Source organism: Bosea sp. (in: a-proteobacteria) (assembly GCF_023953965.1).
In the GTDB taxonomy this organism is placed as follows: Bacteria; Pseudomonadota; Alphaproteobacteria; order Rhizobiales; family Beijerinckiaceae; genus Allobosea.
In genome coordinates, this window is record NZ_JAMLIX010000002.1 from 117,963 (window position 1) to 144,239 (window position 26,277).

At 70.2% G+C, this 26,277-nt stretch carries 24 protein-coding genes; 14 read left to right on the forward strand and 10 right to left on the reverse strand.

Annotated elements, in window-relative coordinates; genetic code table 11:
• The first annotated feature begins 5 nt into the window (after positions 1-5).
• Positions 6-992, forward strand: a complete 987-nt coding sequence (locus M9917_RS15525) for an NAD(P)H-dependent flavin oxidoreductase (RefSeq protein WP_297255139.1) — start codon at positions 6-8, stop codon at positions 990-992.
• Here M9917_RS15525 and murJ read toward each other — a convergent pair.
• Complete coding sequence (gene murJ / locus M9917_RS15530) at positions 985-2,511, reverse strand: murein biosynthesis integral membrane protein MurJ (RefSeq protein WP_297255141.1); 1,527 nt, start codon at positions 2,509-2,511, stop codon at positions 985-987. The two genes, M9917_RS15525 and murJ, sit on opposite strands and share 8 nt — an antisense overlap.
• An 8-nt stretch (positions 2,512-2,519) precedes the next feature.
• Positions 2,520-3,479: a glycosyltransferase family 2 protein gene (locus M9917_RS15535; protein ID WP_465246384.1), complete on the reverse strand. Its 960-nt coding sequence runs from the start codon at positions 3,477-3,479 to the stop codon at positions 2,520-2,522.
• 229 nt (positions 3,480-3,708) lie between these two features.
• On the opposite strand from M9917_RS15535, the gene M9917_RS15540 reads away from it, so the two are divergent.
• Both M9917_RS15540 and M9917_RS15545 read left to right on the forward strand, forming a co-directional pair.
• Positions 3,709-4,551: a ChbG/HpnK family deacetylase gene (locus tag M9917_RS15540; protein ID WP_297255143.1), complete on the forward strand. Its 843-nt coding sequence runs from the start codon at positions 3,709-3,711 to the stop codon at positions 4,549-4,551.
• Positions 4,552-4,652: 101 nt separating this feature from the next.
• A complete protein-coding gene (locus tag M9917_RS15545; protein ID WP_297255145.1) occupies positions 4,653-6,338 on the forward strand; it encodes a methyl-accepting chemotaxis protein in 1,686 nt (561 codons plus the stop codon).
• Positions 6,339-6,408: 70 nt separating this feature from the next.
• On the opposite strand, the gene M9917_RS15550 is transcribed toward M9917_RS15545, so the two are convergent.
• On the reverse strand, positions 6,409-7,005 hold the full coding sequence (locus M9917_RS15550) for a superoxide dismutase (RefSeq protein WP_297255147.1): 597 nt from the start codon (positions 7,003-7,005) through the stop codon (positions 6,409-6,411).
• A gap of 290 nt (positions 7,006-7,295) precedes the next feature.
• Here M9917_RS15550 and M9917_RS15555 point away from each other — a divergent pair, with 290 nt between their 5' ends.
• Positions 7,296-8,363 carry a hypothetical protein gene (locus M9917_RS15555; protein WP_297255149.1) on the forward strand — a complete coding sequence of 356 codons (1,068 nt, stop codon included), beginning with the start codon at positions 7,296-7,298 and terminating at the stop codon, positions 8,361-8,363.
• 108 nt (positions 8,364-8,471) lie between these two features.
• Here M9917_RS15555 and M9917_RS15560 read toward each other — a convergent pair whose 3' ends face one another.
• A complete protein-coding gene (locus tag M9917_RS15560) occupies positions 8,472-10,616 on the reverse strand; it encodes a S9 family peptidase (RefSeq protein ID WP_297255150.1) in 2,145 nt (714 codons plus the stop codon).
• 339 nt (positions 10,617-10,955) lie between these two features.
• On the opposite strand from M9917_RS15560, the gene M9917_RS15565 reads away from it, so the two are divergent.
• The 3 genes from M9917_RS15565 to M9917_RS15575 all read left to right on the forward strand — a co-directional run bounded on the left by M9917_RS15565 (position 10,956) and on the right by M9917_RS15575 (position 12,768).
• Positions 10,956-11,372 carry a Ros/MucR family transcriptional regulator gene (locus M9917_RS15565; RefSeq protein ID WP_297255152.1) on the forward strand — a complete coding sequence of 139 codons (417 nt, stop codon included), beginning with the start codon at positions 10,956-10,958 and terminating at the stop codon, positions 11,370-11,372.
• A gap of 257 nt (positions 11,373-11,629) precedes the next feature.
• The gene (locus tag M9917_RS15570) at positions 11,630-11,998 is read left to right on the forward strand and encodes a helix-turn-helix domain-containing protein (protein WP_297255154.1); all 369 of its coding nucleotides are present in this window, start codon (positions 11,630-11,632) and stop codon (positions 11,996-11,998) included.
• Entirely contained in the window at positions 11,995-12,768 is a 774-nt protein-coding gene (locus M9917_RS15575; RefSeq protein ID WP_297255155.1) for a DUF6456 domain-containing protein, read from the forward strand. The genes M9917_RS15570 and M9917_RS15575 overlap by 4 nt, the downstream gene beginning before the upstream one ends.
• A gap of 7 nt (positions 12,769-12,775) precedes the next feature.
• Here M9917_RS15575 and M9917_RS15580 read toward each other — a convergent pair whose 3' ends face one another.
• Both M9917_RS15580 and M9917_RS15585 read right to left on the reverse strand, forming a co-directional pair.
• Positions 12,776-13,204 carry a SufE family protein gene (locus tag M9917_RS15580; protein ID WP_297255157.1) on the reverse strand — a complete coding sequence of 143 codons (429 nt, stop codon included), beginning with the start codon at positions 13,202-13,204 and terminating at the stop codon, positions 12,776-12,778.
• A 40-nt stretch (positions 13,205-13,244) separates the two neighbouring features.
• Complete coding sequence (locus M9917_RS15585; RefSeq protein WP_297255158.1) at positions 13,245-13,502, reverse strand: hypothetical protein; 258 nt, start codon at positions 13,500-13,502, stop codon at positions 13,245-13,247.
• A 328-nt stretch (positions 13,503-13,830) separates the two neighbouring features.
• On the opposite strand from M9917_RS15585, the gene M9917_RS15590 reads away from it, so the two are divergent.
• From M9917_RS15590 to M9917_RS15600, 3 genes are read left to right on the forward strand one after another with little or no spacing between them, the layout of a single operon-like run.
• Positions 13,831-15,642 carry a sensor histidine kinase gene (locus tag M9917_RS15590; RefSeq protein WP_297255160.1) on the forward strand — a complete coding sequence of 604 codons (1,812 nt, stop codon included), beginning with the start codon at positions 13,831-13,833 and terminating at the stop codon, positions 15,640-15,642.
• Between the two features lie 15 nt (positions 15,643-15,657).
• Complete coding sequence (locus tag M9917_RS15595) at positions 15,658-16,209, forward strand: hypothetical protein (protein WP_297255162.1); 552 nt, start codon at positions 15,658-15,660, stop codon at positions 16,207-16,209.
• 16 nt (positions 16,210-16,225) lie between these two features.
• Positions 16,226-16,561, forward strand: a complete 336-nt coding sequence (locus M9917_RS15600; protein WP_297255164.1) for a DUF1491 family protein — start codon at positions 16,226-16,228, stop codon at positions 16,559-16,561.
• 69 nt (positions 16,562-16,630) lie between these two features.
• Here M9917_RS15600 and M9917_RS15605 read toward each other — a convergent pair whose 3' ends face one another.
• The gene (locus tag M9917_RS15605) at positions 16,631-17,755 is read right to left on the reverse strand and encodes a DUF2336 domain-containing protein (protein ID WP_297255166.1); all 1,125 of its coding nucleotides are present in this window, start codon (positions 17,753-17,755) and stop codon (positions 16,631-16,633) included.
• A 173-nt stretch (positions 17,756-17,928) separates the two neighbouring features.
• Here M9917_RS15605 and M9917_RS15610 point away from each other — a divergent pair, with 173 nt between their 5' ends.
• Positions 17,929-18,138, forward strand: a complete 210-nt coding sequence (locus M9917_RS15610) for a hypothetical protein (protein WP_297255168.1) — start codon at positions 17,929-17,931, stop codon at positions 18,136-18,138.
• Positions 18,135-18,887, forward strand: a complete 753-nt coding sequence (locus M9917_RS15615) for a hypothetical protein (RefSeq protein WP_297255170.1) — start codon at positions 18,135-18,137, stop codon at positions 18,885-18,887. The genes M9917_RS15610 and M9917_RS15615 overlap by 4 nt, the downstream gene beginning before the upstream one ends.
• A gap of 103 nt (positions 18,888-18,990) precedes the next feature.
• On the opposite strand, the gene M9917_RS15620 is transcribed toward M9917_RS15615, so the two are convergent.
• Genes M9917_RS15620 through M9917_RS15630 form a run of 3 tightly spaced genes read right to left on the reverse strand, consistent with a single transcriptional unit; the run spans position 18,991 to position 22,460 of the window.
• On the reverse strand, positions 18,991-19,593 hold the full coding sequence (locus tag M9917_RS15620; RefSeq protein WP_297255171.1) for a DUF1254 domain-containing protein: 603 nt from the start codon (positions 19,591-19,593) through the stop codon (positions 18,991-18,993).
• Complete coding sequence (locus M9917_RS15625) at positions 19,590-20,165, reverse strand: DUF1214 domain-containing protein (RefSeq protein ID WP_297255174.1); 576 nt, start codon at positions 20,163-20,165, stop codon at positions 19,590-19,592. Before M9917_RS15625 ends, M9917_RS15620 begins: the two co-directional genes overlap by 4 nt.
• Before the next feature lie 57 nt (positions 20,166-20,222).
• On the reverse strand, positions 20,223-22,460 hold the full coding sequence (locus M9917_RS15630) for a transglycosylase domain-containing protein (RefSeq protein WP_297255175.1): 2,238 nt from the start codon (positions 22,458-22,460) through the stop codon (positions 20,223-20,225).
• A gap of 240 nt (positions 22,461-22,700) precedes the next feature.
• On the opposite strand from M9917_RS15630, the gene M9917_RS15635 reads away from it, so the two are divergent.
• Complete coding sequence (locus M9917_RS15635) at positions 22,701-23,195, forward strand: YcgN family cysteine cluster protein (protein ID WP_297255177.1); 495 nt, start codon at positions 22,701-22,703, stop codon at positions 23,193-23,195.
• Positions 23,196-23,476: 281 nt separating this feature from the next.
• Positions 23,477-26,161, forward strand: a complete 2,685-nt coding sequence (gene ppdK / locus M9917_RS15640; protein WP_297255179.1) for a pyruvate, phosphate dikinase — start codon at positions 23,477-23,479, stop codon at positions 26,159-26,161.
• The last annotated feature ends 116 nt before the right edge of the window (positions 26,162-26,277 follow it).

Here is a 26,277-nt window from a genome sequence, read left to right on the forward strand (position 1 = left end):
AATCCATGGCACGCCTCGCCACGCGGCTGACCCGGCGCCTCGGCATCGCCCATCCGATCCTCTCGGCGCCGATGGCGCTGGCGGGCGGCGGGGCGCTCGCCGCGGCTGTCAGCCGTGCGGGGGGCCTCGGCCTCATCGGCTGCGGCTATGGCGATAGCGCCTGGATCGAGCGGGAATTCGCGGCGGCCGGCGAGACGGCGGTCGGCTGCGGCTTCATCACCTGGTCGCTGGCGAAGACGCCGGAGCTTCTGACGCGGGCGCTGGCGCACAGGCCCGCCGCGCTGATGCTCTCCTTCGGCGATCCGCGCCCCTTCGCCGCCGAGATCGAGGCGGCGGGCGTGCCGCTGATCTGCCAGTGCCAGTCGCTCGCCCATGTCCGGCAGGCCCTCGAGTCCGGCGCCGCGATCGTCGTCGCGCAGGGGACGGAGGCCGGCGGTCACGGCGCCAGCCGCGCCACGCTGCCCTTCGTGCCCGAGGCGGCCGATCTGGTCGCCCGCGAAAGCCCCGATACGCTCATCGTCGCCGCCGGCGGCATCGCCGATGGACGCGGGCTCGCCGCCGCGCTGATGCTCGGCGCCGATGGCGTGCTCGCCGGCACGCGCTTCTGGGCGAGCCGCGAGGCGCTGGTGCATGAGCGCCATCACGCCGCGGCGCTGGCCGCGACCGGCGACGGGACCGTGCGCACCGCGCTGCCCGACATCGCCCGCGGGCTCGACTGGCCGAAGCCCTTCGACATCCGCGTCTCGGACAATGCCTTCATCGGCCGATGGGCCGGGCGCGAGGCCGCGCTGAAGGCGGCGGTCGCCGAGGAGGCGCCGGCCTATCGCGAAGCCTTCCTCGCGGGAGATCCGGACAGGGCTGCCGTGATCTTCGGCGAAGCGGTCGGGCTGGTCGGCGATATTCCTTCAGCCGGCGAGATCGTCCAGCGCATGGTCGCGGAAGCGGCGGCGCTGCTTGGCGGGGCAGGGCGCCTCGTCGTCCGATCTATCTGAGCAAGCGCAAGAGCCCCGCCGCCTTCAGCCCGCCGCCGGCGAGGAGGGCGTAGAGCACGGCCGCGATGCCCGACACCATGAGCATCGTCATCAGCAGCGGTTGGAAGGGCAGGGAGGCGGTCAGGCTGAGCGCCAGCGGCTTTCCCCACCAGGCGGCGAGGCCGCAGATCGCCGCCGCGCCGCAGACGACGCCTGCGAAAGCCGGCAGCCGCCGGTCCGGCTCCGTCCAGCCGCGCCTGAGCGCCAGCACGAACAGCGTGACGAGGTTGATCCAGGCGCCGGCTGCGGTCGCCAGCGCCAGCCCCGGCGCGCCCCAGTCGCGCCAGAGCAGGAGCTTCAGCGCGAGGTTGCAGGCGATTGCCGCAAGCGCCACCAGCATCGGCGTCATGGTGTCGCCGCGCGCCTGGAAGGCCGAGACCTGCGCCCGGATCATCACGATCGCCGGCAGGCCGAGCGCATAGGCGAAGAGCACGGCACCCGCCGCCGCGCTCGCCTCAGCACCGAAGGCGCCGCGCTGGAAAAGCCCCGCCACCATCAGCTCGGGCACGGCGACGAAGGCGGCGACGAAGGGCGCGCTGGCGAAAAGCGAGATCGCGACGGCGCGGTTCTGCGCGGCGTTGGCGGCGGCCTCGTCGCCCTTCGCGATGGCGCGGCTCATCGCCGAAAGCGCGACGGTGCCGACCGCGATCGCGATCAGCCCGAGCGGCAGCTGATAGAGCCGCTCGGCATAATAGAGCGCCGCATAGCCGCCGCGCGGCAGAAGCGAGGCGATGATCGTATCGGCGAAGATCGCGATCTGCACGCCGGCGGAGCCGATCACGGCCGGCCCGAACATCTTGAGGAAGCGCCTGACGCCTTGATCCATCCGGGGCCGCACCAGCCGGCTTCCGACCCCGGCGCGCTTCGCCGCGACATAGAGCAGGCCCCATTGCGCGACGCCCGAGATCGCGACGCCCCAGGCGGCGGCGTGCGCCGCGCTCGGGAACAGGAAGGCCACGGCCAGCGCCGCGACGATGCAGACGTTGAGCAGGATCGGCGCGGCGGCGAAGGCGGCGAAGCGGTCGACGGCATTGAGCGTGGCGCCCAGGAAGGTGACCATGGTCACGAACAGGAGATAGGGGAAGGTGATTCGCGTCAGCGTGACCGCGAGCTCGAACACCGCCGGGTCGGCGCTGAAGCCCGGCGCCAGCAGCGCGACCAGCTGCGGCATCAGCGGCAGCGCCAGCGCGAGCAGCACGATCTGCACGATGAACTGCACGGTGAAGAGCCGGTCGGCGAAGAGGCCGGCCGCCGCCTGCCCATCCTTCTCGGCGATCTGGGCATAGGTCGGCACATAGGCCTGGTTGACGGCGCCTTCGCCGAAGATCGCGCGGAAATGGTTGGGCAGGCGCAGCGCGACCGAGAAGGCGTCCATCGTCGCGCCGGCACCGAGCACGGCCGCCAGCACGATGTCGCGCACGAAGCCGGTGAGCCGCGAGATCAGCGTATAGCCGCCGACCGACAGGATGTTTCTGAGCATGGAGACGGCTAGCGGATCAGCGGCGGCAGGGCGTCGCCGCGCGGATGATCGACGGTGCGGGCCTCGAAGCCGACGCGCTCGCCGATCAGGTAGAGCGGCCGGCGCTTCACCTCGGCGAAGATGCGCCCGACATATTCGCCGATCATGCCGAGCGAGACGAGCTGGATGCCTGAGAAGAACATGATCGAGACGATCAGCGAGGGGAAGCCGGGCAGGTCGGTGCCGAACAGGAGCGTCCGCAGCATGAAGTAGAGCGCCGACAGCGTCGCGATCACGGCGATCAGCGCGCCCGACCAGGTCGCGATCTTGAGCGGCACGGTCGAGAAGGAGGACAACCCGTCGAAGGCGAAGGAGAACAGCTTGCGGTATTTGAACTTGGATTGCCCGTGCCCGCGCTCGGCGACCTGGAAGGGCACGCCGGCCGAGCGGAAGCCGACCCAGGCATAGAGCCCCTTCGAGAAGCGCGCCCGCTCCGGCAGCGCCCGCAGCGCGTCGACGGCCTTGCGGTCGAGCAGGCGGAAATCGCCGGCGCCCTCCGGCAGCGGCGTTTCGCCGAAATAGCCGAAGATGCGGTAGAACAGCTTGGCGAAGCCGCGCTTCAGCGCGGTCTCGTCCTCGCGGCCCGAGCGCTGGCCGTAGACGTTGAGATAGCCCTCGCGCCATTTGGCGAGGAAGGCGGGGATCGTCTCCGGCGGGTGCTGGAGATCGGCGTCCATGATCACGACCGCGTCGCCCAGCGCATGGTCGAGCCCGGCCGCGATCGCGATCTCCTTGCCGAAGTTGCGGCTGAAGGAGACGGCGTTGATGCGCGGATCGGCGGCGTTGAAATCGCGAATCGCCGCGAGCGTGCCGTCGCGGCTGCCGTCGTCGACGAAGACGATCTCCCAGGAGGCGACCTCCCCGTCGAGCGCCGCCCGCAGGCGCTCGACGAGCGGGGACAGGTTGTCGACCTCGTTGTGCACGGGCACGACGACGGAAAGCTCCGGCCAGCGGGAGGCCCGGGGCGCACGCTGAACCGGCCGGGACCCGATATCCGACACGAACCACCTTTCGATCGCCGTTGATCCGCCCTCGCCGGGCGGCGCGACGTACAGAACCGTAAAGCGCGCCGGCCGACAAGCCCGATGGCTTCCGCAAGCGGTGCGTTTTCATCCGCGAGGCGTCGCGCTATAGCGCGAGCCCGGTCAATGAAGAGCAATGAGCGCGATGGCCAAGGGCTTCATCCTCTGCGCCGATGATTTCGCGATGACGGAGGGCGTCAGCCGCGCGATCCTCGATCTGCTGGAGCGCGGCCGGCTGACCGCCACCGGCGCGATGACCAGCCGCCCGCACTGGCGCCGGCTGGCGCCGGAGCTTCGTCCCTTCGAGGCCAGGGCCGATCTCGGCCTGCATCTCAACCTGACCTGCGCGGGTCCGCTCTCGGCGATGCCGCGCCTGGCGCCCGGCGGCACCCTGCCGGGCCTGAAGGATGTCGCGCTGGCCGCCGCGACCTCGCCGGCGGCGCGGGCGGAGATCGTAGCCGAGATCGCCCGCCAGCTCGATGCCTTCGAGGATGCGCTCGGCCGCCCGCCCGATTTCGTCGACGGGCACCAGCATGTGCATGTGCTGCCCGGCGTGCGCCGCGCGCTGCTCGACACTCTCGCCCGGCGCTACCCGGCCGGCGCGCTCTATCTGCGCGATCCGGCCGACCGCCCGGCCGCGATCCGCGCGCGCGGCGTGGCGGTCGGCAAGGCGCTCGTCATCGCCGGCCTCGCCACCGGCTTCCGCTCTGCCGTGCTGAAACGGGGCTTTCGCGTCAATCGCGGCTTTTCGGGCGTCGCGCCTTTCGATCCGGGGCGGAATTTCGCCGCCGATCTGGCGCGGTTCCTGATCGCGCCGGGCCCCTGCCATCTGGTGATGTGCCATCCGGGCTTCGTCGACGGCGAGCTTTCCGGCCTCGATCCCGTGGTCGCGACGCGCCCTGTCGAGCATGCCGCGATCGCAGCCTTCGCGCCGCCGCCGGATATGCCCCTGCGCCGCTTCGGCGAACTCGGCGATTGATCGTCCGCGCAAGCGATTTGTTTACCGGGATCAGCCATTGTGGCGCGATCAGGGCGCGGCCCTTCGCGGAGCCTGCGCCGGTTTCGGGGATCACCGGTTTGATGAAATTGTTCAGGCGCGCAGCCGTCGCGGGAGAACCGGCGCAGCCGGGCGGGCAGGGCCTGGGCTCCCTCAGCCGGCAGATTGCAGCAGCGGCGGTCGCGATCGTGGCCGTGGCGGTCCTCTTCGTGGTGATGGCGATCGCCCGCTACAACGACGCCCGCACCCGCGCCGATCTGCATCAGAAGGTCACGGGGCTGACCCTGATGGTGGTCAACGCCGCGCCGTCGCTGATCCTGTCGCGGGACAACGGCACGCTCGGAAACATCCTCACCTCGCTGCAGCGCGACCCCGATTTCGATGCCGGTATCGTCGGCGACGAGCTGACCACCCTGGCCTCCGCCGCCCGCAGCACGGAGGCGCGCCTGTCGCTGACGCCGAGCTTGCTGGCCGAGATGATCGGCATGGAGCCCTGGAAGGCGCTGCAGACGCGCACCGAGATCGACATCGAGGACAGCGTCTACCTGACGAAGGTCCATGTCGTGCGCGTCGGCGCTGAGAACAGGCAGATCGGCTATGTGGCGCTGCGCTTCGACAAGACCCGCCTGATGGCCAGGGCGGCTTCCGAGCAGTTCCTGACCATGGGGCTCGGCCTGCTCATCCTCCTGGTGCTCGGCCCGCTCCTCTGGTTCAGCCTGTGGCGGGCAATGCGCCCCCTGCGCAGCATGACGAAGGCGATCGTCAGCATTTCCGACGGGAATCTCGCGACGCCGATCGATGCGCTGGATCGTCGTGACGAGATCGGCGCGATCGCGCGTGCGCTCGGTGTCCTCAAGATCCGCCTGGCCGAGCGGGCGGCGCTCGAGGAGCAGCAGAGCCTCGCCGAGGTCGAGCGTCTGGCGCGCCAGCGCGGCGTCGACCATGCGATCACTTCGTTCCGCACCGATGTCGGCCTGGCGCTCGAGGCGTTCAAGAACAATGCCGAGCGCATGCGCGAGGCCTCCGACGGGCTTGCCCGCGTCGCCGCCGAATCCTCCGGGCGCGCCGCGCGCGCCGCCAACACCGCGCACGGCGCCTCCGGCAATGTCGAGAACGCCGCGCAGGCGGCCGAGGAGATGGGCGCGGCCATCCGCGAGGTCGAGTTCCAGGTCCGCCGTGTCCGCACCGAGATCGTCGAGGCGGCCTCCGTCTCGCGCGATACCGCCGGCTCCGTGCAGGCGCTCGACGAGACCGCCCGCGCCATCGGCGAGGTGGTCAACCTGATCCGCGACATCGCCGCCCAGACCAACCTGCTCGCGCTCAACGCCACCATCGAGGCGGCGCGCGCCGGCGAGGCCGGCCGCGGCTTCGCCGTGGTCGCCTCCGAGGTCAAGTCGCTGGCCGCCCAGACCGCGGATGCGACCGACCGCATCGTGGCCCAGGTCGCCGCGATCCAGGGCGCGACCGGCGAGGTCGTCGGCTCGATCCAGAACATCGCCGAGCGCATGAACGCCATCGAGAAATTCGCCAATTCGGTCGCCACCTCGATCGAGCAGCAGGCCATCGCGACTGGCGAGATCGCGAGCGGGGTCGCCATGGCGAGCTCCTCGGCGCTCTCGGTGTCGAGCGATCTGAGCGTGCTCGCCGACAGCGTCGAGGAGACGGGCCGCTCGGCCGAGCAGGTGCGCGGCGCGGCCGGCGAGGTCGCCGACCAGGCCCAGCGCCTCGATTCGACGGTGGATCAGTTCCTGCGCAACGTCGCCGCCTGAGCGCGGCACTGGCGAAGCCATAAAAAAACGGGGCCGCGAGGCCCCGTTTCCGTATCCGTTTTCCGCCGGCTCACTTGGCGGCGGCATGCAGCTCCGCGACGTAGTCCCAGTTCACCAGGCTTTCGAGGAACGCCTTGAGATAGTCCGGGCGGCGGTTGCGGTAGTCGATGTAGTAGGAGTGCTCCCAGACGTCGACGCCGAGGATCGGGGTGGCGCCGTGGACCAGCGGGTTCTCGCCGTTGGGGGTCTTGCTGACGGAAAGCTTGCCGCCCTTGACCTCGAGCCAGGCCCAGCCGGAGCCGAACTGTCCGGCGCCGGCGGCGATGAAGTCTTCCTTGAACTTGTCGACCGAGCCGAAGGCGTCGACGATCGCCTTCTCCAGCGCGCCGGGGATCTTGCCGCCGCCGTTCGGCTTCATCCATTTCCAGAAGTGGAGATGGTTGTAGTGCTGGCCGGCATTGTTGAAGACGGCGGCGTTCTTGCCGTAGGAGCCCTTGACGATATCCTCGAGCGACTTGCCCTCGAATTCCGTGCCTTTGATGGCGTTGTTGCCGTTGTTCACATAGGCAAGGTGGTGCTTGTCGTGATGGTACTCGAGCGTCTCCTTCGACATGAAGGGCTGGAGGGCATCATGGGCGTAGGGAAGATCGGGAAGGGTAAAGGACATGCGCCTCTCCTCGGGCTTGTGAAATCGCTTGAATGAGAATGGCCTGCCGCTGGGGCAGGCGGAGCCGCGGGGCCCTGCCATTCCTCATGATAGTTAAGCGCCCCGGCGCCGGCCGACAACCGCTCCTGCCGCGAAATGCGCATGTCGCCTCGACAGGTCGCCGCAATCGCGTCAGATTGCGCAGCCTTTGAGCCGCTTCGACTGGAAACCCTCCCTTCTTCAATGCGTTGGATGGCGACGTGGCGCCCGCTTCACTCCGGCGCCGGCGCTGCCCTGCCGAGGATACGGATTTGATCGCGATTTTTACCGTTCTGGGTCTGCTTCTGTTCGGCGGCGGCGCCTGGGCCATCTATGACGGCTGGCCCTATCTGGTGCTCGAGCGCGGCTTCACCCAGGTCATCATCGGCTCGATCGCGAGCGGCACCGGCCTGATCATGCTTGCGTTCGCCTGGGTGCTGAAGCAGGTCGGCGCGCTCCGGCGGGCGTTGGCGGAGGTGGTCGCGGCCGGCGCTGAAGCCTCGCTGCCGGCCGCGCCGCCGCAACCCGACCCGTCGCTTGCGCTCGCCGGCGCCGTGGCGACGGGCGCCCTGGCCGAGGCTGCGCCGCCGCCGGTGCCGGCCGAGGCGGCCCCGCCCTCCGGGGACAGGGACCTGTTCGGCGCCCTCGTCGCGCAGAACCTCGAGGAGCCGGAGCCGGCCGTCGAGAGCGAGCCTGCCGCGACCGAGGCGATCGAACCGCTGCCCGACATGTTCGACGCGGCGCCGGAACCGGAACCTCCCGTCGAGATCGCGGCGGAAAGCCACGAGCCCGCCGAGACGGCGGCCGGCGACATCGACGGGCAGGACGAGTTCAGCGCCCTGCGCGAGAGCCTGGCTGGGCATCTGGAGGAAACGGAACCGGTGCGCGAGGACGGGCGCATCGAGCCCTCCTTCTCGCCGGAGCCGGATCCCTTCGCCGCGGCGGAAGACTGGATGGACCGCCGCGAGCCCCGGCTCGATCTCCCGCCCTCCGACGAGCCGGCTCCCGCCGCGGCGCCGGCCCCGCCCTGGCCGCCGCGGACCGAGGCTCCCGCCTTCGACGCCCCGGCGGACGAGCCGGAAGCGGAACCGCTCCCCGAGGTGGCGGAGGAGCCGGTCGAGGAGGTGGCGCAGCCCGCTGTCGCGGAGGTGCCGCCCGAGCCTGCTCCGGCGGCTTCCGACGAGGGCGTCATCGGCGCCTATCAGGTCGGCGACGCGCATTTCACGCTCTATGCCGACGGCTCGATCCGGGCGCGGACGCCGGATGGCGAATACAGCTTCGCCTCGATGGACGAGCTGAAGGTCTATCTCGCCAGCGAGAAAAGCCGGCTGGGCGCCTGAGCGCGCTCTGGAGCAATTCCGCGATTCTCCAAATCGCGGAATTGCTCCAGATCTTTGTTCTATTGCATTTTCTTCACGCGAACCGGTGTCCACTTCGCTCGAAAATGCCTAGCCCCAGCCTTCGCTCACCGTTTGGATGGCGAAGGCATAGGCCAGCGCCGTCTCCTTCAGCGAATCGAAGCGCCCGGCCGCCCCGCCATGGCCGGCCTCCATGTTGGTGTGCAGCAGGATGGGACCGCCGCCGGTCATGGTCGCGCGTAAGCGTGCGACCCATTTCGCCGGCTCCCAATAGGTCACGCGCGGATCGGTCAGCCCGCCCATGGCGAGGATCGGCGGATAGGCCTGGGCGGTGACGTTGTCATAGGGCGAATAGCTGCGGATGGTCGCGAAGGCTTTCGGATCGCGGATCGGATCGCCCCATTCCGGCCATTCCGGCGGCGTCAGCGGCAGGGTGTCGTCCAGGATCGTGTTGAGCACGTCGACGAAGGGCACCTCGGCGACGATGCCGGCGAACAGCTCCGGCGCCATGTTGGCGACCGCGCCCATCAGCATCCCGCCGGCGCTGCCCCCTTCCGCGACGATGCGCCCGCGCGCGGTGAAGCCGGCGTCGGTCAGCGCGCCCGCGGCGGCGATGAAATCGGTGAAGGTATTGCGCTTGTTCTCGCGCTTGCCGTCGAGATACCAGCCCCAGCCCTTGTCGGTGCCGCCGCGCACATGGGCGATCGCATAGACGAAGCCGCGATCGACAAGGCTGAGCGGCCGCGTCCGGAACGAGGCCGACATCGCGGAGCCGTAGGAGCCGTAGCCGTAGAGCAGGCAGGGCGCGCTGCCGTCGAGCGCAAGCTCGGCCCGGTGCAGGATCGAGATCGGAACGCGCTCGCCGTCCGGCGCCGTGGCGAAGATCCGCCGCACGCGATAGGCCGCCGGGTCGTGGCCGGAGGGGATCTCCTGCCGCTTCAGCAGCGTCCGCGCGCCGGCGGCGAGGTCGTAGTCGTAGGTTTCGGTCGGCCGCGCCATCGAGGCATAGATGAAGCGCAGCGTATCGGTCTCGAATTCGAAGCCCGGATTGAGACCGAGCCCATAGGCTTCCTCGTCGAAGGCGATGCTGCTCTCCGCTCCGCCGGCGAGATCGCGGATGACGATGCGCGGCAGCCCCTCCTCGCGCTCCAGCCGGATCAGCCGCCCCCTCAGGCACAGATGATCGAGGATGAGGCGCCCTTGCTTGTGCGCGACGAGGTCGCGCCAGTTCGCCGGACCCGGCGCATCGACCGGCGCGGTCACGATCTTGAAGTCCTCGGCGCCGTCGGCATTGGTCAGGATCGCGAAGACGTCGCCATGGTGCTCCAGGCTGTACTGGCGCCCCTCCTGGCGGGGCGCGACCGTGACGGGCTTCGCTTCCGCCTGGCCGAGGTCGAGGATGCGCGTCTCCGAGGTCTCGTGGTCGCTGATCGTGATCAGGAGGAAGCGGCCGGACTGGGTCTTGTCGATATCGACGAACATGCCGGCATCGGCTTCCTCGTGCAGCGGCTCGTCGGCCTCGGCGGGCTCGCCGAGGCGGTGGCGCTTGACGCGCGAGGGGCGATGGTCGGCATCGAGCGCGACATAGAAGAACGAGCGCGAATCGCTCGCCCATACGATCTCGCCCGTGGTGTCCGCGACGCGGTCGGGCAGGTCGGCGCCGCTCTCCAGATCGCGGACGCGGATCGCGTACAGTTCGGAGCCGGCCTCGTCGGCGCTCCAGCCGAGCAGGCGGTGGTCGGGGCTGTGGGCCGCGTCGCCGAGATCGAAGAAATCCCGGCCCGCGGCGAGCGCGTCGGCGTCGAGCATGATCTCCTCGCCCCCCCGGCGGCCCCGGCCGCCGCTGCGCGGCTTGCGGCAGATCAGCGCGTGCTCGGCGCCCTTGCGGTAGCGTGAATAATAGAGGAACGGCCCGTCCGGCTGCGGGACGCTGGCATCGTCCTCCTTGATCCGGCCGCGCATCTCCCTGACCAACTCCTTCTGCAAGGCCCGCGTCGGCGCCATCAGAGCCTTGCAATAGGCGTTTTCCGCATCGAGATAGCCGCGGATATCGGCCGGCAGGGCCTTGGGCTTGCGCAGCACCTCCTTCCAGTTCGCGGCGCGCAGCCAGCCGTAATCGTCGCGAAGCGTGACACCGTGGACCTGTCTCTCGGTGGTCCGGATCTCGGCGCTGGGCGGCGCTGGCGGCCGGCGCGTGCGGGCGCTCCGGGAAGCGTGATCCTGGTCCGGGCGCATGGCGGTCTCCGTGGCTGGATGCCGACAGGTAGAGGCGCAGCGAACAGCTTGCAAGACATGCCGCAAGACGCGGTGCCGGCCTCGGCTTTGATTTCAGCGCCAACGCAATGCAGCATCCGGACGATGAATTGTTGAGCTTTGAAGGGTTCGATTATTGGGAATTGCTGGCTTGCGTAACTAAACAGTATCGACTACAGGCATATCGTGATCAACCCGCGTTGTCCGATTCTGGTGCCGGTGGTGCTTGACCATTACCGGCAGGATAGAGCTAGGTTATCGGAAAGAGGCGGTTGACGATCAGTGCGGAACGTCACCAAGAACGATAAGGAGAACATCGCCATGACCGAAAACGAAGGAGCGGATTTCATTGGGCTGACGGCGGATATCGTCTCCGCCTACGTTTCCAATAACTCCGTGCCCGCCTCCGACCTGCCGGCGCTGATCAATGAAGTGCATTCGGCGTTGAGCCGCGTCATCGACGGCGCCGCCCCGGTGGTCCAGGTCGAGGCCCCAAAGCCCGCCATTCCCGTGAAGAAGTCGATCACGGCCGATTATCTGATCTGCCTCGAGGACGGGAAGAAGTTCAAGTCGCTGAAGCGCCACCTGCGCACGCAGTACAACATGTCGCCCGAGCAGTATCGCGAGAAGTGGGGCCTGCCGCCGGATTATCCGATGGTCGCGCCGAACTATGCCGAGGCGCGCTCGCAGCTCGCCAAGAAGATGGGCCTGGGCCAGCAGCGCCGCAAGCGCCGCTGACCGCGCCGTCCGGCGCAAAGGCGTCCGACTGGGCTGGATCGCCACACCGCCTCCCGGGAGCGCATGGCGATCCGGATCTGCCGACCTCGACAAAGGCCGCCGATGACCTCGGCGGCTTTTGTCTTGCGCCCCTGTTTGCTTTGCGCCCCTGGCGGAAGGGGCGGTGATAAGCGCATCTTCCGGCTTGCCAATTTGGATATAAGAATATAATCCTATGTTCCATGCCGTTTTAATATGCATGGGCATAGGAACATATCATGAACAAAATCGAGGACCAAACGCAAATCGCCCTGCGCGCGGCGGCTGGCGCGCGCCTGGCGGAGGCGGCGAGCGTGGCTGCGGCGCGCGTTCCGCTCGCCGGTCTGCGCGCCGCGAACCGGGGCCGCAGGCCGATCGCGCTGGCGCGCCAGACGGCGATGTATCTCGCCCATGTCGTCTTCGGCCTCAGCCTGACCCGCGTCGGGATCTGCTTCGGCCGGGACCGCACGACCGTCCGCCACGCCTGCGCCCTGATCGAGGACCGCCGCGACGATCCCCGCCTCGAATTCGGCCTCACCGCGCTGGAGGCCGCGTTGCTCGCCACCATGGCGAGACTGGCGCAGCAGCCTGCGGAGGCCGGCCGATGAGCGCGCGCACGCAACACGGCGAACGCGACCGGCTCCTGAAGCACCTCGCCGGGCCCGGATGCCACGCCCGTCTCTCGCCGCTCGGCTGCGGCCGCATCGCGCTCTACCGGACGGTGAACGGCACGAGCCTCGGCGCCGGTCATGTGACGGCCGGGACGGTGCAGGCCCTGCTGGCCGAGGGGCTCGTCGCCTGGTCGGGGGAGGGGGCGGCGGCCCGGCTTGGCCTCGTGGCAGAAGCGCCGGCTGCGCCTGCCGCCGAGACGGCGCGCGCACCGGCCATGGATGACCGCGAAAGCCCGCTGCTCTGGCTGCACCGCCGGCGGGACAAGGACGGCAGGCCCCAGATCAGCGATGCGGAGTTCGCTGCCGGCGAGCGCTTCCGGGCCGATATCACGCTCGCCGGGATGCTGCCGCGCACGACGATGAACTGGGATGCGGCGCTCACCCCGGACGAGGCCAGGGCGGGGCCGCGCGACGTCGCCGGATCCTCCGATACGGCGCTTGCCGCGCGCCAGCGCGTCAGGCAGGCCTGCGACCGGCTGGGGCCCGAGCTGTCGGGCCTCGCGATCGATGTCTGCGGCTTCCTCAAGGGGCTCGACCGCGTCGAGACGGAGCGGCGCTGGCCGCCGCGCTCGGCCAAGGTCGTGCTGCGCGTCGCGCTTGCCGCGCTCGTCGCGCATTACGGCCTGGATCGGCCCGCCCGCCCGCCCGGCCTGCGCGGCTGGCAGGCGGAGGGCGCCCGGCCGAGCGCATTTCCGCCGCCGGCTTGAGCCCGAGTCAGGCGGCGGCCGCGGCCTCGGCGTCGCGCTTGATCCGGTCGATCATCGCGCGCACACCGTTCGAGCGCTGGGGCGTGAGATGGGCGGCGAGCCCGAGGCGCTCATAGATGGCGAAGGCGTCGGTGGCGAGGATCTCAGCGGCCTCGCGGCCCGAGAAGATCGCCAGCGCCAGCGCCACCAGCCCGCGCACGATATGGGCGTCGCTGTCGCCGACGAAACGCAGCCGGGTCTGCGGCCCGCTGCCGCCTTCGCGATGCGAGACGAGCCAGACCTGGCTCGCGCAGCCGCGCACCTTGTTGGCGTCGACATGCGCTTCCTCCGGCAGGGGCTGGAGGCTCTTGCCGAGCTCGATCAGGTAGCGGTAGCGATCGTCCCACTCGTCGAGCAGTTCGAAATTCGCGACGATGTCGTCGAGGCTTGTCGTCATGACCGGCCTCTTCCCGCGATTGCGGCAGGGCGTCAAGCGTTCAGCGCGGTATGGCCTGCTTGCCCGCCACGGCCACCGCCGCGGCGCTCAGGATGCGCTCGCGCATCGCAGGGTCCATCCCCGCCAGGATCTCGGCTGCCTCGCGGGCTGCGGTGAGGCTCGCCGCCACCCCGCGCGCCTGGGAGCGGACGGCCTCGGCCGCCCGCGGCGAGGCGGCATCGTCCGGCTTGCCGCTGTGAACCGGCGAATTCACGGCGATCAGGCCGATGATAGCGATCTTTCGCAGCAGATGGCCCATTCTGGTCTCCGTCGCCGGCGCCTTCTGGCGTGCCTCAGGAAGAACCCTACGCCACGATCCGGAAAAATCGCGTCATTCCGAACGCTCAAATGCGAGTCGAATGCCACCGCCGATCTTCAGCTTCCATTCACCTTGCCGCGAACATCGGCGCGGCTGCGGACATTCCGGCGAATTTGAATAACATCATGAAAAATAAATAGAAAATCAGAATTAGGAGGTGATTCCCCCGTTTCACCGCCCGGCGCCTTAAGCCCCGCTTAAACCGGCCGTGGCGTGATGTCCGAGCGGCTGGGGGTCCTCCGCGAGAGTATGGGCGTTGCGTTTCCGTATGGCGATCACGGCACTGAGGACACAGGCGGCGGCACTGGTGCATGCATCGGCGCAGCCGGACCCGGCGGAAAGGCAGCGCCACGAGCGTTTCATCCTGTCGCGGCTCGTCGCCGGCGGCGGGGTGCTCGGTCTCGCCCCGGCCTATCTGGCCTGGCGCGGCGCGCCCGGCGCCTGCGAGGCCGCCGTGATCGTGGCTGCGGCGCTCGCGATGCTCTCGGTCGCGCTGGTCTCGCGGACGGGCCGGCTCGGTACCGCGCATGCGCTGTCTTCCGCGGCGCTGTCCCTGTTCATCGTGGCGCTGGCGAGCGTGACCGGCGGGGTTACGTCCCCGCTGCTGCCGTGGCTGGCGATCGTGCCGGTCGAGGCGGCTCTCTTCGGCGCATCCGGCTTCACGCTGCGCGCCGGCTGGATCGCCGTGGCGGCGCTCGCCGCCGCCGTCGGGCTCGACGGCCTCAGCCTCTTCGCCGAGGCGGCGCCGCTTGCCGGCGCAGCGGTGCCGCTTCTTGCCGTCTCCGCGCTGGTCCAGGCGCTCGCCGCGACGGCGCTGCTGCTGCGCCGGCGCCGTGTCGAGGAGCGCGAGCAGCGCGCCTCCGATGCGCGCTCGCAGCTTCTGCTCGATCATGTCGGCGATCTCGTCACCTGGCACGACGCCGGTGGCGCGGTCGTCTTTGCCAATGCCGCGGCGCGCACGCTTGCCGGCGCGGAGCCGCGCGAATTGCTCGGGCGCGGCCTGTTCGAGCGCGTACACATCGCCGACCGGCCGCTCTTCCTCAAGGCGCTGAGCGATGCCGCCCATGGCGACGAGGGGGTGACGGTTTCGTTCCGCACGCTCTTCCTGCCGCCGGCCGAGGCCGAGGGCGAGGTTCGCCTGCCGGTTTCGCTATGGCTCGAGATGCAGGCCTGCCGGGTCGCGGGTGCTGCTTCCGCGGACGGCGCCGCCGTCGTCTGCGTGATGCGCGACGTGACCCAGCGCCGCGCCGCCGAGGAAGACCTGGAGCGCGGCCATGCCGAGGCGCTGCGCGCCAACGACGTCAAGGGCCGCTTCCTGGCGACGGTGAGCCATGAGCTGCGCACGCCGCTCAACGCCATCATCGGCTTCTCCGAGATGCTGAGCGCCGACGACAATGGCTGGCTCGATGCCGAGCGGCGCCTCGAATACGCCCGCATCATCCATGCCTCGGGCCATCATCTCCTCGATGTCGTGAACACGCTGCTCGACATCTCGAAGATCGAGAGCGGGGCGATGACGATCGAGCGCGAGCCGCTCGATCTCGCCGCGCTCGCCCGCGATTGCTGCGCGCTGATGGCGCTGCGCGCCGAGACGGGCGGCATCGCGCTCGACTGCGTGGTCGGCCCGGCCCTGCCCGTGATCGAGGCCGACCGGCGCGCGTTGAAGCAGGTCGTGCTCAACCTGCTTTCCAATGCGATCAAGTTCACCCCCGCCGAGGGACGGGTGACGCTCGCCGTCGTGCGCGACGGCGACATGATCGACATCTCCGTCTCCGACACCGGCGTCGGCATCGCCGCCGCCGACCTGCCCCGGCTGGGCGATCCGTTCTTCCAGGCCAAGGGCGCCTATGACCGCCCCCATGAGGGCACCGGGCTCGGCCTGTCCGTGGTGCGCGGGCTCGTCGGCCTGCATCGCGGCCGCCTGACGATCGAGAGCGCGCCGGGCGTCGGCACCCGCGTCTCGGTCCGGCTGCCGGTCGGCAGCACCGATGCCGCCGAGCCGCCGGCCAGGATCGCGACCTTCGCCCGCTCCCCGCGCCGGGGCCTCGAAACCAAAGAACCTTTCCGCCTGACCGCCTGAAGACGAGCTGACGCAATGTCGATGACCATGGCCGCCCGCGCCCATTCCGGCGCTTCCCTGTCCGCGCCGGTGCGTCGCGCTCAAGCCTCGCGCCGCAAGACCTCCTGGTTCGGCCGGCTCGTGCGCCTCGCCGGGCGGCGGCCTGGCCGGGCGCTGGTGCTCGTCGCCTGCGGCGTCGTTTCGCTCGCCATCGTCGCCAATGCGCTGCTGTTCCAGAAGGCGCGCCATCCGGCTCCGATGCTCTCCGCCGCGCCCGTCTCGCAGCCCCGCGCCGCCACCGAGCGCCGGGCCGAGCCCGCGCCAGTGCCTGAGGCGCCGGCGGCGCAGCCGGTCAGGCCGCCGGCGCGGCCGAGCGATCTGACGCAGGCGCAGCCGGCCCGCGAGGCGCAGCCCCGGCCGCCGGCGCCGGTCGCGGCGCCCCGCGCCGCGCAGGCTCCGCGCGTCACGCCCGCCCCGGCGCGCGATCCGATCGCCGATCTGATCAATGGCGGCGAGATCCGCCCGCCGGCCGACATCAGGGCCGCGAACCGCTCCGTGGCCGCGCCGCGCCGGACGGCGCTGAACTGAGCGGGCGGCGCCGGGCATGGCGCGGCTGACCAGCGATTTCTGGGTCTCCGCCTATCTGCGGCAGGCCGGGCGCGACGGCCTTGTCGCCGTGCTGCGCCGCCGCGGCGCGCGCGAGGCGGGCGCGATCTTCGTCAAGCTCGACCGGCTTGACGGCACCGCCGCGCTCTACGGCCCGGCACCGCAGGCGCTGGCCGAGGACGACGGCGAGCGCCGCTTCCAGCTCCTGCTCGATTCAGATCCGCTCGCGGTCGAGGACAAGGTCGCGCGCGAGCTGCGCTTCGACGGCGACCTCTGGCTCATCGAGATCGAGAACCGGGCGGGCGACCCGCGGCTTCCGCTGGTCGCGGGGTGAGGGCGCTATATCGCTGTCTTTCCGGGTTCTTCGCTGACGCGAAGCCCCGGAATGACGAGGGGGCGGCTCTCAGCGCCGCGCGCCGAGCTTTCCGAGGATCTCCGACATCGCCGGTTGCGTCTCCGGCCGGGCGGCTCCGGCGCGTGAGGGGGTTCCGCTCGGGTCCATGGCGGGCTGGTGCTGGCCGCGCCGCTGCGGCGCCGAGGCGCTCGTGCCGGCGATCTGCATGGTCAGGCGCAGCGCGATCGCCGGCTTGACCGTGCGCATCAGGCTCACCAGCGCGAAGATGCGCTCGACCGAATGGGCCGTCTCGTCGCCGAGCCGGATCAGGAAGCGCGTCGCTTCCTCGACGCTCGCCCCGCTCGCCGTCAGGGCCAGCGCCGCAAGCTCCCGCGAAGCGTCGCGGGCCATGGCGTCGGCCAGCGTCGCGCCGCCGCCGAGATGCTCGGCGATGGCCGCGAAGGCGTCGTCGCGATCGCTGGCGGCGAGATCGAGCCAGCCGGCGAAGACCGGGCCGGTGAGGGCGGGACGCCGCTCGCTCGCGTGCAGCGCCTCGCGCGCCATCAGCGATTCGATGATGGCGAGGCGCCGCTGCGCCCCCGCCTCGAGGAACAGCGGCGCGCGCTCGATATTGCTGAGGTCGTCGCGGGCGAGCAGGCCCGGCCGATAGGCCGGGTCGATCCGCGCGCGGGCGATCAGGCTCTCGACCGCGGCGCGCGGCAGCGGCGCGTCGCGGTTGGCGATCAGCAGCAGGTCGACCTCGCGATCGGCGCCCGATACCAGCATGAGGACGGTGCGGGCGGTGAGATCGCCGCGCATCGAAAGCGCGGCGCGCGTCGGCTCGTCCCCGGTCTCGACGAGGCGCTCGAGCGCCGCCTCCGACAGGGGCATGCCGTGGCGGATCAGCTCCGCCGGCACGGCGCCGCCCTTCGCGGCGAGGCCGGCCAGGACGGAAGGGGGCGTATGCGGCCAGCCGGCGAGCTTGCGCGCCAGGATCATCGCCGTCGCCTCGTCGATGCCCGGCAAGAGCGCGCCGGCCATCTCGCCGAAGGCGGCGAGATCGTCGGGCGAGGGGTGCGGCGTCGACAGGAGGAGGTCCGTCTTGACCCTGAGCGAGATCGGGCTGAGGTCGAGCCCGCCTTCGCGCGCGAGGCGGGCGAGATCGGCGAGTTCCTGGGAAACGGATGCGGGCATGGCGGGCTCGAGGTGGAGAAACCGGCGGTGGAACAGCAATAATCCCCGTTCGTTAAGACCGCGTTAACCATGTCTGGCCCTGATGGATTCGCGAGCGTCCGTGACTCGGGTAGCCGATCCACACCCTGCCGGTCCTCGCCCCGCAACTTAGGCGCCGGACAAGGAGGCGCATCATGGCCGTCGTCATCCCCTTCGCGCCGCAGCGGCGCTCCAGGCCATCCCCGGGCGGCTCCTCTCCGCCGCGGACGGCTGAGATCCTGTTCTTCACCGGCGTGCGTTACGAGCGCGCGCCCGAGGCCCGGCCGCCGGCCTCGAAGCCTCCGGCCGCCGGGCAGGTCCGCAAGGCCGCGGCGCGCAGCCGCACCGGCCGGCAACCGGCGTGAGGCCGCCGCTGGCCGGCCTGCTGGCGGGCGCCCTCGTCTCGGCCTGCAGCGCGGCCACCACCGGCGATCTCGGCCGCCCGCGCCCGAACCTCTGGTCCGAGCTCGTCGCGCCCGAGGCGGGCTTCTGGTCCGCGACGATGCGCGGCGAAGCGGCGTCCTATTTCCGCCTGACCGACGACGAGGAGCGGCTGCGCGACCGCGCCTGGCGCTTCGTCATGCCAAGCCATGAGCGCAGCGTCTTCGAGGGCGAGGTCTCCAATCTCGCTCATCAGCGCATCCTGCCGGTGGTCTACCAGTCGACCGACGTCTCGGATTATTTCCGGGCGCTGACCTCCGGCTCCTTCGCCTCCCAGGCGTCGCGTTACAACCGGCTGGCGGAGGACGCCAATGCCGACCGCCTGCTGATCGGCCCGTTCCGCGCCGATGCGGGGCGGGTGGTGAGCATGGACCGGGTGCGCATGCGCACGGCGGAGCTCTCGCCCGATGTCCCGGCGGAAAAGCGGGGGCCGGCCGAGGCGCGCGTCGTCGAGAACGAGGGGCTGATCTTCTGGGTCTGCGAGCGCCTCGATTTCCGCATCCGCAGCTATCGTCACGCGCTCGCCAATCTCGTCGTCGCGATGCCCTCGCGCGAGGCGGTGAAGGCGGAGCGCGCGATCATGGCGCTGGAGATGGAAGCACGGCCACTCTGCCAGATGCCGCTCAACGGCGCCTTCGGCGAAGGCAAGCGGCCGGTCGTCTACAAAGGCTAGAGCATTTTCGAGCGAAGTGGGTACCGGTTCGCGTGAAGAAAATGCGACAAAACAAAAGCTTAGAGCATTTTCGCGGTTCGGAGAAACGTGGAAATGCTCTAGCTCAATCCGCCGGCCCGCAGGCGACGCCGGTCGCGAGTGCCTCCGCATCGGCCCGGTCGGAGGGAAGGCGCGTGAGCACGCGCGCCACGATCAGCCCCCGCCCGGTGTCGGAGACGACGCGCAGTTCCCGGCTGGTCTCTCCCTCCTCGTCGGCGGCGATGCGCTCGTCGCGCTGGTCTTCGGTCATCACCAGGAATTCGAGCCTGCCGCGGATCGCGGCGCGGTCGGTGATGGCGTAGAGCACGCCGCCGCCCTGCCGGTGCAGCGTCAGCCCCAGCGGCAGCGTGCCGGTCAGGGCGACGACCCTGACCGGGCCGGCCGAGAGATCGTAGCCGCAGACGGCGGTGACGATATCGGGGTCGGCCTCGCGCAGCGCCGGCAGGCCGGGGGCGGCAAGCGCCTCGGCATGCCCCTCGCCGCCGAGCTCGCGATAGGCGTTGGCGGCGTCGTTCCGGGACAGGGCGGGGATCGCCAGGATCGTGACGATATGCACGATCCCCGCGAGCATCAGCCCGGCCAGCGTCGTCATCGCGAAGCGCGCGAAACCGGCGCCGAGCCGCGCCCGCCAGCCGGCAAGCGGTGGGCTATGGCTGACCGCGCTCATCGGCAATCGAGACGCGCGATGCGCGGCAGGTTGGCGGCCCGCGTCTCGCCGGTCTGGCTCGAGATCGGCGTGTCGTAGAGCCGCAGGCGGATCTGGAAGCGCCCGCTCGCCGGCAGGGGCAGCCAGTTGCCGGCCTCCGGCGTGGCGGAGGCGACGATGGCAAGCCCGCCATCCTCCGGGCGCACGATCTCCGCATCGGTGAAGCCCGTGCGCTCCAGCGGCAGCCGGAACGGCAGGCCCTCGGCGTCGGTGATGCCGATCGTCCAGCCGCGCGTCGTCGGCGTCGCGCCGGAGAGCCGGTAGCGGCAGCGCCCGTCCAGCGCCCGGCCCGCGTCGTCGCGCTCGGCGATCAGCTCCAGCCCCTCGCCGGAGCCGAGCGGCAGATGCACGCCGCGGGCGAGATAGGCGCGCATGTAAGGGTCGACCGCGCGGCTGCCGCTGCGCGGCCAGGCCGTCCAGGCGCCGACCTCGACGCGGCCGATCGCCGGGCGCCCGGCGACCGCCCAATGCGCCGAGCCGAGGCCGAGGCCGGCGCCGAGCGCGAGGATATAGGCGAGGTCGAGAATCCGCACGCTACCCTGCCGCTGGGAGAATTCCGGCGCGGAGTTGACCCGCCGGCCCGGCCGCCGTCAACCGTCCGTGCCGCGGCGCAGACGGGGCTCAGCCCCCGATATCTCGCGGATGCCGACCTGCACCGGGCGGCCGACGGCGCGCCTGGGCTCGACGGAGCGGAACATCGCGCCCACGGTCGAGAGCACCTCGAAGGACTGGCGCGGCATATGGCCGGCGCCCGGCCCGGCGGCAGGGCCTGCCGCCGCGGGCGCGCTGCCGGCCCTGGCGACCGCCACGCCCTTCGGCTCGGGAACCGGCACGCCCGGGATCGGCTTCAGCTCCAGCCCCTGATGGGCGAACTGCATGATCTCCTTCCAGGTCATCGCCGGCAGCGAGCCACCGGTCATGTTCGCGGTCTCGGCCGAGTTGTCGTTGCCGAACCAGACGGCGCCGACGAGGTTGCCGGAATAGCCGACATACCAGGCGTCCTTGTAGCCGTTGGTGGTGCCGGTCTTGCCGGCGGTGACGACGCCGTCGAGCGCGGCGCGGCGCGCCGTGCCCTCGGTCGGCACCTTGGAGAGCATGAAGTTCATGTCCTGCGCGACCTGCGTGCTCAGCACCTGCCGGGGCTCGGGTTCGTCGCGGTCGTGGCGGTAGATCGTCTCGCCCTGCGAATTGGCGATCTCGATCGCCGCATAGGGCTTCGCCCGCCGCCCGCCATTGGCGAGCACGGCGTAGCCCGCCGCCATGTCGATCACCGTGACCTCGCCCGCGCCGATCGGCAGCGAGACGGTGTCGGTCAAGGGCGTCGTCAGGCCCATGGCATGGGCCGTCTCGACGATTTTCTTGCGGCCGATCGCGGCGGCGCGCGCCTCATGCGTCTCGCCGGTCGCCTTGCCGATGGCGATCGACATCTGCACGGGGATCGTGTTGATCGACTTCGCCAGCGCGACGGTCAGCGGCATCGAGCCCGAGAACGAGCCGCCATAGTTCTTCGGGCACCAGTTGCCGATGCAGACCGGCCGGTCGGTGACGATCGTGTTCGGCTTGTAGAGCCCGGCCGAGAGCGCGGCGGCATAGACGAAGGGCTTGAATGAGGAGCCCGGCTGGCGCAGGCCCGCCGTCGCGCGGTTGAACTGGCTCGCGCCATAGTCGCGCCCGCCGACGATGGCGCGCACCGCCCCGTCGGGATCGAGGATCGCTGTCGCCGCCTGCTTCACCCGGTAGGCCGGGCCGTGCTGGCGCAGGATCGTCTCGATCGCCTCGTCGGCGCGCGCCTGGATCGCGGAATCATGCGGCGTCTTCACCGTCAGCACCCGGTCGGGCCCGAGCTTGCCTTCGGCCGCGAGCTCCTTCACCGCGTCGAAGGCCCAGTCGAGATAATAGTCGGGGCTGGCGTCGCGCTTGCGGTCGATCGGCGTCGCCGGGTTGCGCTTGGCGCTGTCGACCTGGCCGGCCGTCATGAAGCCGGCATCGACCATGGCGTTGAGCACGTCGTTGGCGCGCGCACGCGCGGCCGGCAGGTTGACATGGGGAGCGTATTTCGTCGGCGCCTTGAACAGCCCGGCGAGCATGGCCGCCTCCGCGAGCGAGACGTCCCTCACCGACTTGCCGAAATAATACTCCGCCGCCGCCGCCGCGCCGAAGGTGCCGCCGCCCATATAGGCGCGGTCGAGATAGAGCTTGAGGATCTCGTTCTTGCTGAGCCGCGCTTCGAGCCACAGCGCCAGGAAGGCTTCCTTGATCTTGCGGTCGAGCGAGCGCTCGTTGTTGAGGAACAGGTTCTTGGCGAGCTGCTGGGTCAGCGACGAGCCGCCCTGGACGACGCCGGAGGCGCGCGCATTGACCGTGACCGCCCGCAAGGTGCCGATCAGGTCGATGCCGAAATGGTCGTAGAAGCGGCGGTCCTCGGTGGCGAGCACGGCCTTGAGCAGATGGTCCGGCATCTCCTCGAGCTTCAGGGAGTCGTCGTGCCGGGCGCCGCGATGGCCGATCGGCGTGCCGTAGCGGTCGAGGAAGGTGACGGCGAGGACCTGGTTCCTCAGCGCCTCCTCGTTGCCGATCTGGAAGGCCGGCAGCGCCAGCATCAGCATGACGAGGGCGCCGACGATGCCGATGTTCAGCCCCTCGCTGGCGAATTCGGCGGCGACGCGCTTAGCCCCGGTGACGGTCAGCCGGTCGGCTGCGCTGCGGATGCGTTCATGGATCTCGCCGGCCCGGCGCCCGGCGTTCCACAGGCCGGCGTCCAGCCGTGAATCGGCGGCGAGCGCGAAGCGCTTCAGCCGCGTTCTCCAGCCTGCCTTCCTGAACTCCATGGCCTTATCCAGGCTTTCCCGAACGGCCCCCGGCCCAACTCCTGCCGCGCCGGGGCCGTCTTGGCAACAGCAGAGCGCCCGATAAAGGACACATAGTGGCGTTCCCCGTCCCGATAAGGGGCGGCAGGGGGAATGTCACGGGCGGGGAGCAGGAAATGTGCCGGAGCGGCCGTGCCATCCCGGCACATGAGACGGGGCAGGGGCCTTCCATCTTGCCGCCGCGGGGCGCATAAGGCCGCCATGACCGTGAAACCCGCAGCCGCCGAGCCCTTCTGGCGTACGACGCCGCTGGAGACGATGACGCGCGAGCAATGGGAATCCCTCTGCGACGGCTGCGGCCGCTGCTGCCTCGTCAAGCTCGAGGACGAGGATACCGGCCGCATCTTCGCGACCGATGTCGGCTGCCGCCTGTTCGATGCCGGCACCTGCCGCTGCCGCGACTACCCGAACCGTTCGCTCAAGGTGCCCGATTGCGTGACGCTGACGCCGCACGAGGTCCGCACGCTGCCCTGGCTGCCGCCGAGCTGCGCCTATCGCCTCGTCGCCGAGGGCAAGGACCTGCCCTGGTGGCATCCGCTGGTCTCAGGCGATCCGGAGACGGTGGTCGCGGCCGGCATTTCCGTGCGCGGCCGCGTCTTCGCCAACGAGGACGAGATGCCGGAGGAGGAGATCACCGAGCGCATCGTCGCCTGGCCGCTGCGCTGGCCGCGGGCGGCGCGTGAGAGGGACGCTTGAAGCGGCGCGGGCAAGTGCCGGATCGTTCCACCCCCAGTCGTGGGTTCCGGGTTCTTCGCTCCGCGAAGCCCCGGAATGACAGGGGTATGGCTCGACGTCGCGATCAAGTGCTATTGCACCGCATCAACGATGCTGCACGCGCTCATTGATTGTTCATGTCGTTTTGGGCATGACCGGCCCGTCCCGCTGCCGGTGACCCGGGGGTCATCGACGGCACACGCACGAAACTTTCGCGCCGGCGCGGCGTTTGCCCTGCCCGGCTGAACAGAAGAGGCTATGTGATGGCAGGTGGGAAGTGGGTCTATACCTTCGGCGACGGCAAGGCCGAGGGTGAGGCGGGCATGAAGAACCTGCTCGGCGGCAAGGGCGCGAACCTCGCCGAGATGAGCAATCTGGGCCTGCCCGTACCCCCCGGCTTCACCATCACCACCGAGGTCTGCACCTGGTATTACGACCACGGCAAAGAGTTCCCGGCCGAGCTCGACCTCGAGGTCAAGGCCGCGCTCGCCGGCATGGGCAGGCTGACGGGCAAGACCTTCGGCGACGCCGCCAATCCGCTGCTCGTCTCGGTGCGCTCCGGCGCACGCGCCTCGATGCCCGGCATGATGGACACCGTCCTCAATCTCGGCCTTAACGACGAGACGGTCGAGGCGGTGGCCAAGGCTTCGGGCGACGCCCGCTTCGCCTGGGACAGCTACCGCCGCTTCATCACCATGTATTCCAACGTCGTGCTCGACATCGACCACGGCCTCTTCGAGGAGGCGCTGGAGGACTACAAGGAACGCAAGGGCCACCATCTCGACACCGATCTCTCAGCCGATGACTGGAAGCATCTGGTCGGCCAGTACAAGCAGATCGTCCGGAAGGAGCTCGGCTCCGACTTCCCGCAGGATCCGCAAAAGCAGCTCTGGGGCGCGGTCGGCGCCGTCTTCTCCTCTTGGATGAACGCGCGCGCCATCAAGTACCGCGAGCTCAACGCCATTCCTGCGAGCTGGGGCACGGCGGTCAACGTCCAGTCGATGGTGTTCGGCAATATGGGCGACACCTCCGCGACCGGCGTCGCCTTCACCCGCAACCCCTCGACCGGCGAGAACGCGCTCTATGGCGAGTTCCTGATCAACGCCCAGGGCGAGGATGTCGTCGCCGGCATCCGCACGCCGCAGGACATCACCGAGGCCGCGAAGAAGGAGGCGGGCTCCGACAAGCCGTCGATGGAGACGGCGATGCCGGAAGCCTATGCGGAGCTCTGCCGCATCTACGGCATCCTCGAGAAGCACTATCGCGACATGCAGGACATGGAGTTCACCATCCAGGAGGGCAAGCTCTGGATGCTGCAGACCCGTTCCGGCAAGCGCACCGCCAAGGCGGCGCTCAGGATCGCGGTCGATCTCGCCAGCGAAGGGCTGATCTCGGAGGAGGAGGCGGTCGGCCGCGTCGAGCCTTCCGCGCTCGACCAGCTCCTGCACCCGACGATCGACCCCAAGGCCGAGCGGCGCGTGCTGACCACCGGCCTGCCGGCCTCGCCCGGCGCCGCCGCCGGCGAGATCGTCTTCAACTCGGACGATGCGGAAGCCGCGAAGAAGGCCGGCCGCAAGGTCATCCTCGTGCGCGTCGAGACCTCGCCTGAGGACATCCACGGCATGCACGCCGCCGAGGGCATCCTGACCACGCGCGGCGGCATGACCTCGCATGCGGCGGTGGTGGCGCGCGGCATGGGCAAGCCCTGCGTCTCCGGCGCCGGCCAGATCCGCGTCGACTACGCCAGGGGCACGCTCGCGATCGGCCCGACGACGCTGAAGGCCGGCGACGTCCTCACCATCGACGGCGGCAACGGCCAGGTCCTGCTCGGCGAGGTCAGGATGCAGAAGCCGGAGCTTTCCGGCGAGTTCGCGACGCTGATGGGCTGGGCCGACAAGGTCCGCCGCCTCAAGGTCCGCGCCAATGCCGAGACGCCCGACGACGCCCGCACCGCGCGCGAATTCGGCGCCGAGGGCATCGGCTTGTGCCGCACCGAGCACATGTTCTTCGACGAGAGCCGCATCCAGTCGGTGCGCGAGATGATCCTCTCTTCCGACGACAGGGGCCGCCGCGCCGCGCTGGCCAAGCTCCTGCCGATGCAGCGCCAGGACTTCGTCCAGCTCTTCACCATCATGAGCGGGCTGCCGGTGACGATCCGCCTGCTCGATCCGCCGCTGCACGAGTTCCTGCCGCATGGCGAGAAGGAGATCGCCGAGGTCGCCGCCGCGCTCGGCGTCACGCCCGACGCGCTGAGGCAGCGCGCCGCCGAGCTGCACGAGTTCAACCCGATGCTCGGCTTCCGCGGCTGCCGCCTCGCGGTGGCCTTCCCGGAGATCGCCGAGATGCAGGCCCGCGCCATCTTCGAGGCGGCCGTGATCGCCGCCAGGGAGACCGGCAAGCCGGTGATCCCGGAGGTGATGGTGCCGCTCGTCATGGGCAAGCCCGAGCTCGATCTCGTCAAGGCGCGGATCGACGCCATGGCGAGCGCCGTGATCGCGGAGAGCGGCACGAAGATCGACTATCAGGTCGGTACCATGATCGAGCTGCCGCGCGCCGCGCTGCGCGCCGCCGAGATCGCCGGGAGCGCCGAGTTCTTCTCCTTCGGCACCAACGACCTGACGCAGACGACGCTCGGCATCTCGCGCGACGACGCCTCCTCCTTCCTCGGCTCCTACACCGCCAAGGGCATCCTGGAGGCCGACCCCTTCGTCACCATCGACCAGGACGGCGTCGGCGAACTGGTCAGGCTCGCCGCCGAGCGCGGCCGCAAGGCACGGGCCAACATCAAGCTCGGCATCTGCGGCGAGCATGGCGGCGATCCGGCCTCGATCGGCTTCTGCGAGAGCGTCGGCCTCGACTACGTCTCCTGCTCGCCCTTCCGCGTGCCGATCGCGCGTCTGGCGGCGGCGCAGGCCGCGCTGGGCGCGATCAAGCCGAAGGACGGCTGAGGCGCCCGGATCGCGTGTCAGCGCCCTTGCTGGACCACGCTTGCATTTCGTGCTATGCGCACCGATGTAAGACGAGATGCGGCCGGGTTCTGGCCACTCCTCCGTTTGCCGGTTTT

What these genes read in the sequence shown, in the direction of transcription:
- M9917_RS15525 (WP_297255139.1), top strand. Translation starts at nt 6, where the DNA reads ATGGCACGCCTCGCCACGCGGCTGACCCGGCGCCTCGGCATCGCCCAT.
- murJ (WP_297255141.1), bottom strand. Translation starts at nt 2,511, where the DNA reads ATGCTCAGAAACATCCTGTCGGTCGGCGGCTATACGCTGATCTCGCGG.
- M9917_RS15540 (WP_297255143.1), top strand. Translation starts at nt 3,709, where the DNA reads ATGAGCGCGATGGCCAAGGGCTTCATCCTCTGCGCCGATGATTTCGCG.
- M9917_RS15545 (WP_297255145.1), top strand. Translation starts at nt 4,653, where the DNA reads ATGAAATTGTTCAGGCGCGCAGCCGTCGCGGGAGAACCGGCGCAGCCG.
- M9917_RS15550 (WP_297255147.1), bottom strand. Translation starts at nt 7,005, where the DNA reads ATGTCCTTTACCCTTCCCGATCTTCCCTACGCCCATGATGCCCTCCAG.
- M9917_RS15560 (WP_297255150.1), bottom strand. Translation starts at nt 10,616, where the DNA reads ATGCGCCCGGACCAGGATCACGCTTCCCGGAGCGCCCGCACGCGCCGG.
- M9917_RS15565 (WP_297255152.1), top strand. Translation starts at nt 10,956, where the DNA reads ATGACCGAAAACGAAGGAGCGGATTTCATTGGGCTGACGGCGGATATC.
- M9917_RS15570 (WP_297255154.1), top strand. Translation starts at nt 11,630, where the DNA reads ATGAACAAAATCGAGGACCAAACGCAAATCGCCCTGCGCGCGGCGGCT.
- M9917_RS15575 (WP_297255155.1), top strand. Translation starts at nt 11,995, where the DNA reads ATGAGCGCGCGCACGCAACACGGCGAACGCGACCGGCTCCTGAAGCAC.
- M9917_RS15580 (WP_297255157.1), bottom strand. Translation starts at nt 13,204, where the DNA reads ATGACGACAAGCCTCGACGACATCGTCGCGAATTTCGAACTGCTCGAC.
- M9917_RS15585 (WP_297255158.1), bottom strand. Translation starts at nt 13,502, where the DNA reads ATGGGCCATCTGCTGCGAAAGATCGCTATCATCGGCCTGATCGCCGTG.
- M9917_RS15590 (WP_297255160.1), top strand. Translation starts at nt 13,831, where the DNA reads ATGGCGATCACGGCACTGAGGACACAGGCGGCGGCACTGGTGCATGCA.
- M9917_RS15595 (WP_297255162.1), top strand. Translation starts at nt 15,658, where the DNA reads ATGTCGATGACCATGGCCGCCCGCGCCCATTCCGGCGCTTCCCTGTCC.
- M9917_RS15600 (WP_297255164.1), top strand. Translation starts at nt 16,226, where the DNA reads ATGGCGCGGCTGACCAGCGATTTCTGGGTCTCCGCCTATCTGCGGCAG.
- M9917_RS15605 (WP_297255166.1), bottom strand. Translation starts at nt 17,755, where the DNA reads ATGCCCGCATCCGTTTCCCAGGAACTCGCCGATCTCGCCCGCCTCGCG.
- M9917_RS15610 (WP_297255168.1), top strand. Translation starts at nt 17,929, where the DNA reads ATGGCCGTCGTCATCCCCTTCGCGCCGCAGCGGCGCTCCAGGCCATCC.
- M9917_RS15620 (WP_297255171.1), bottom strand. Translation starts at nt 19,593, where the DNA reads ATGAGCGCGGTCAGCCATAGCCCACCGCTTGCCGGCTGGCGGGCGCGG.
- M9917_RS15630 (WP_297255175.1), bottom strand. Translation starts at nt 22,460, where the DNA reads ATGGAGTTCAGGAAGGCAGGCTGGAGAACGCGGCTGAAGCGCTTCGCG.
- M9917_RS15635 (WP_297255177.1), top strand. Translation starts at nt 22,701, where the DNA reads ATGACCGTGAAACCCGCAGCCGCCGAGCCCTTCTGGCGTACGACGCCG.
- ppdK (WP_297255179.1), top strand. Translation starts at nt 23,477, where the DNA reads ATGGCAGGTGGGAAGTGGGTCTATACCTTCGGCGACGGCAAGGCCGAG.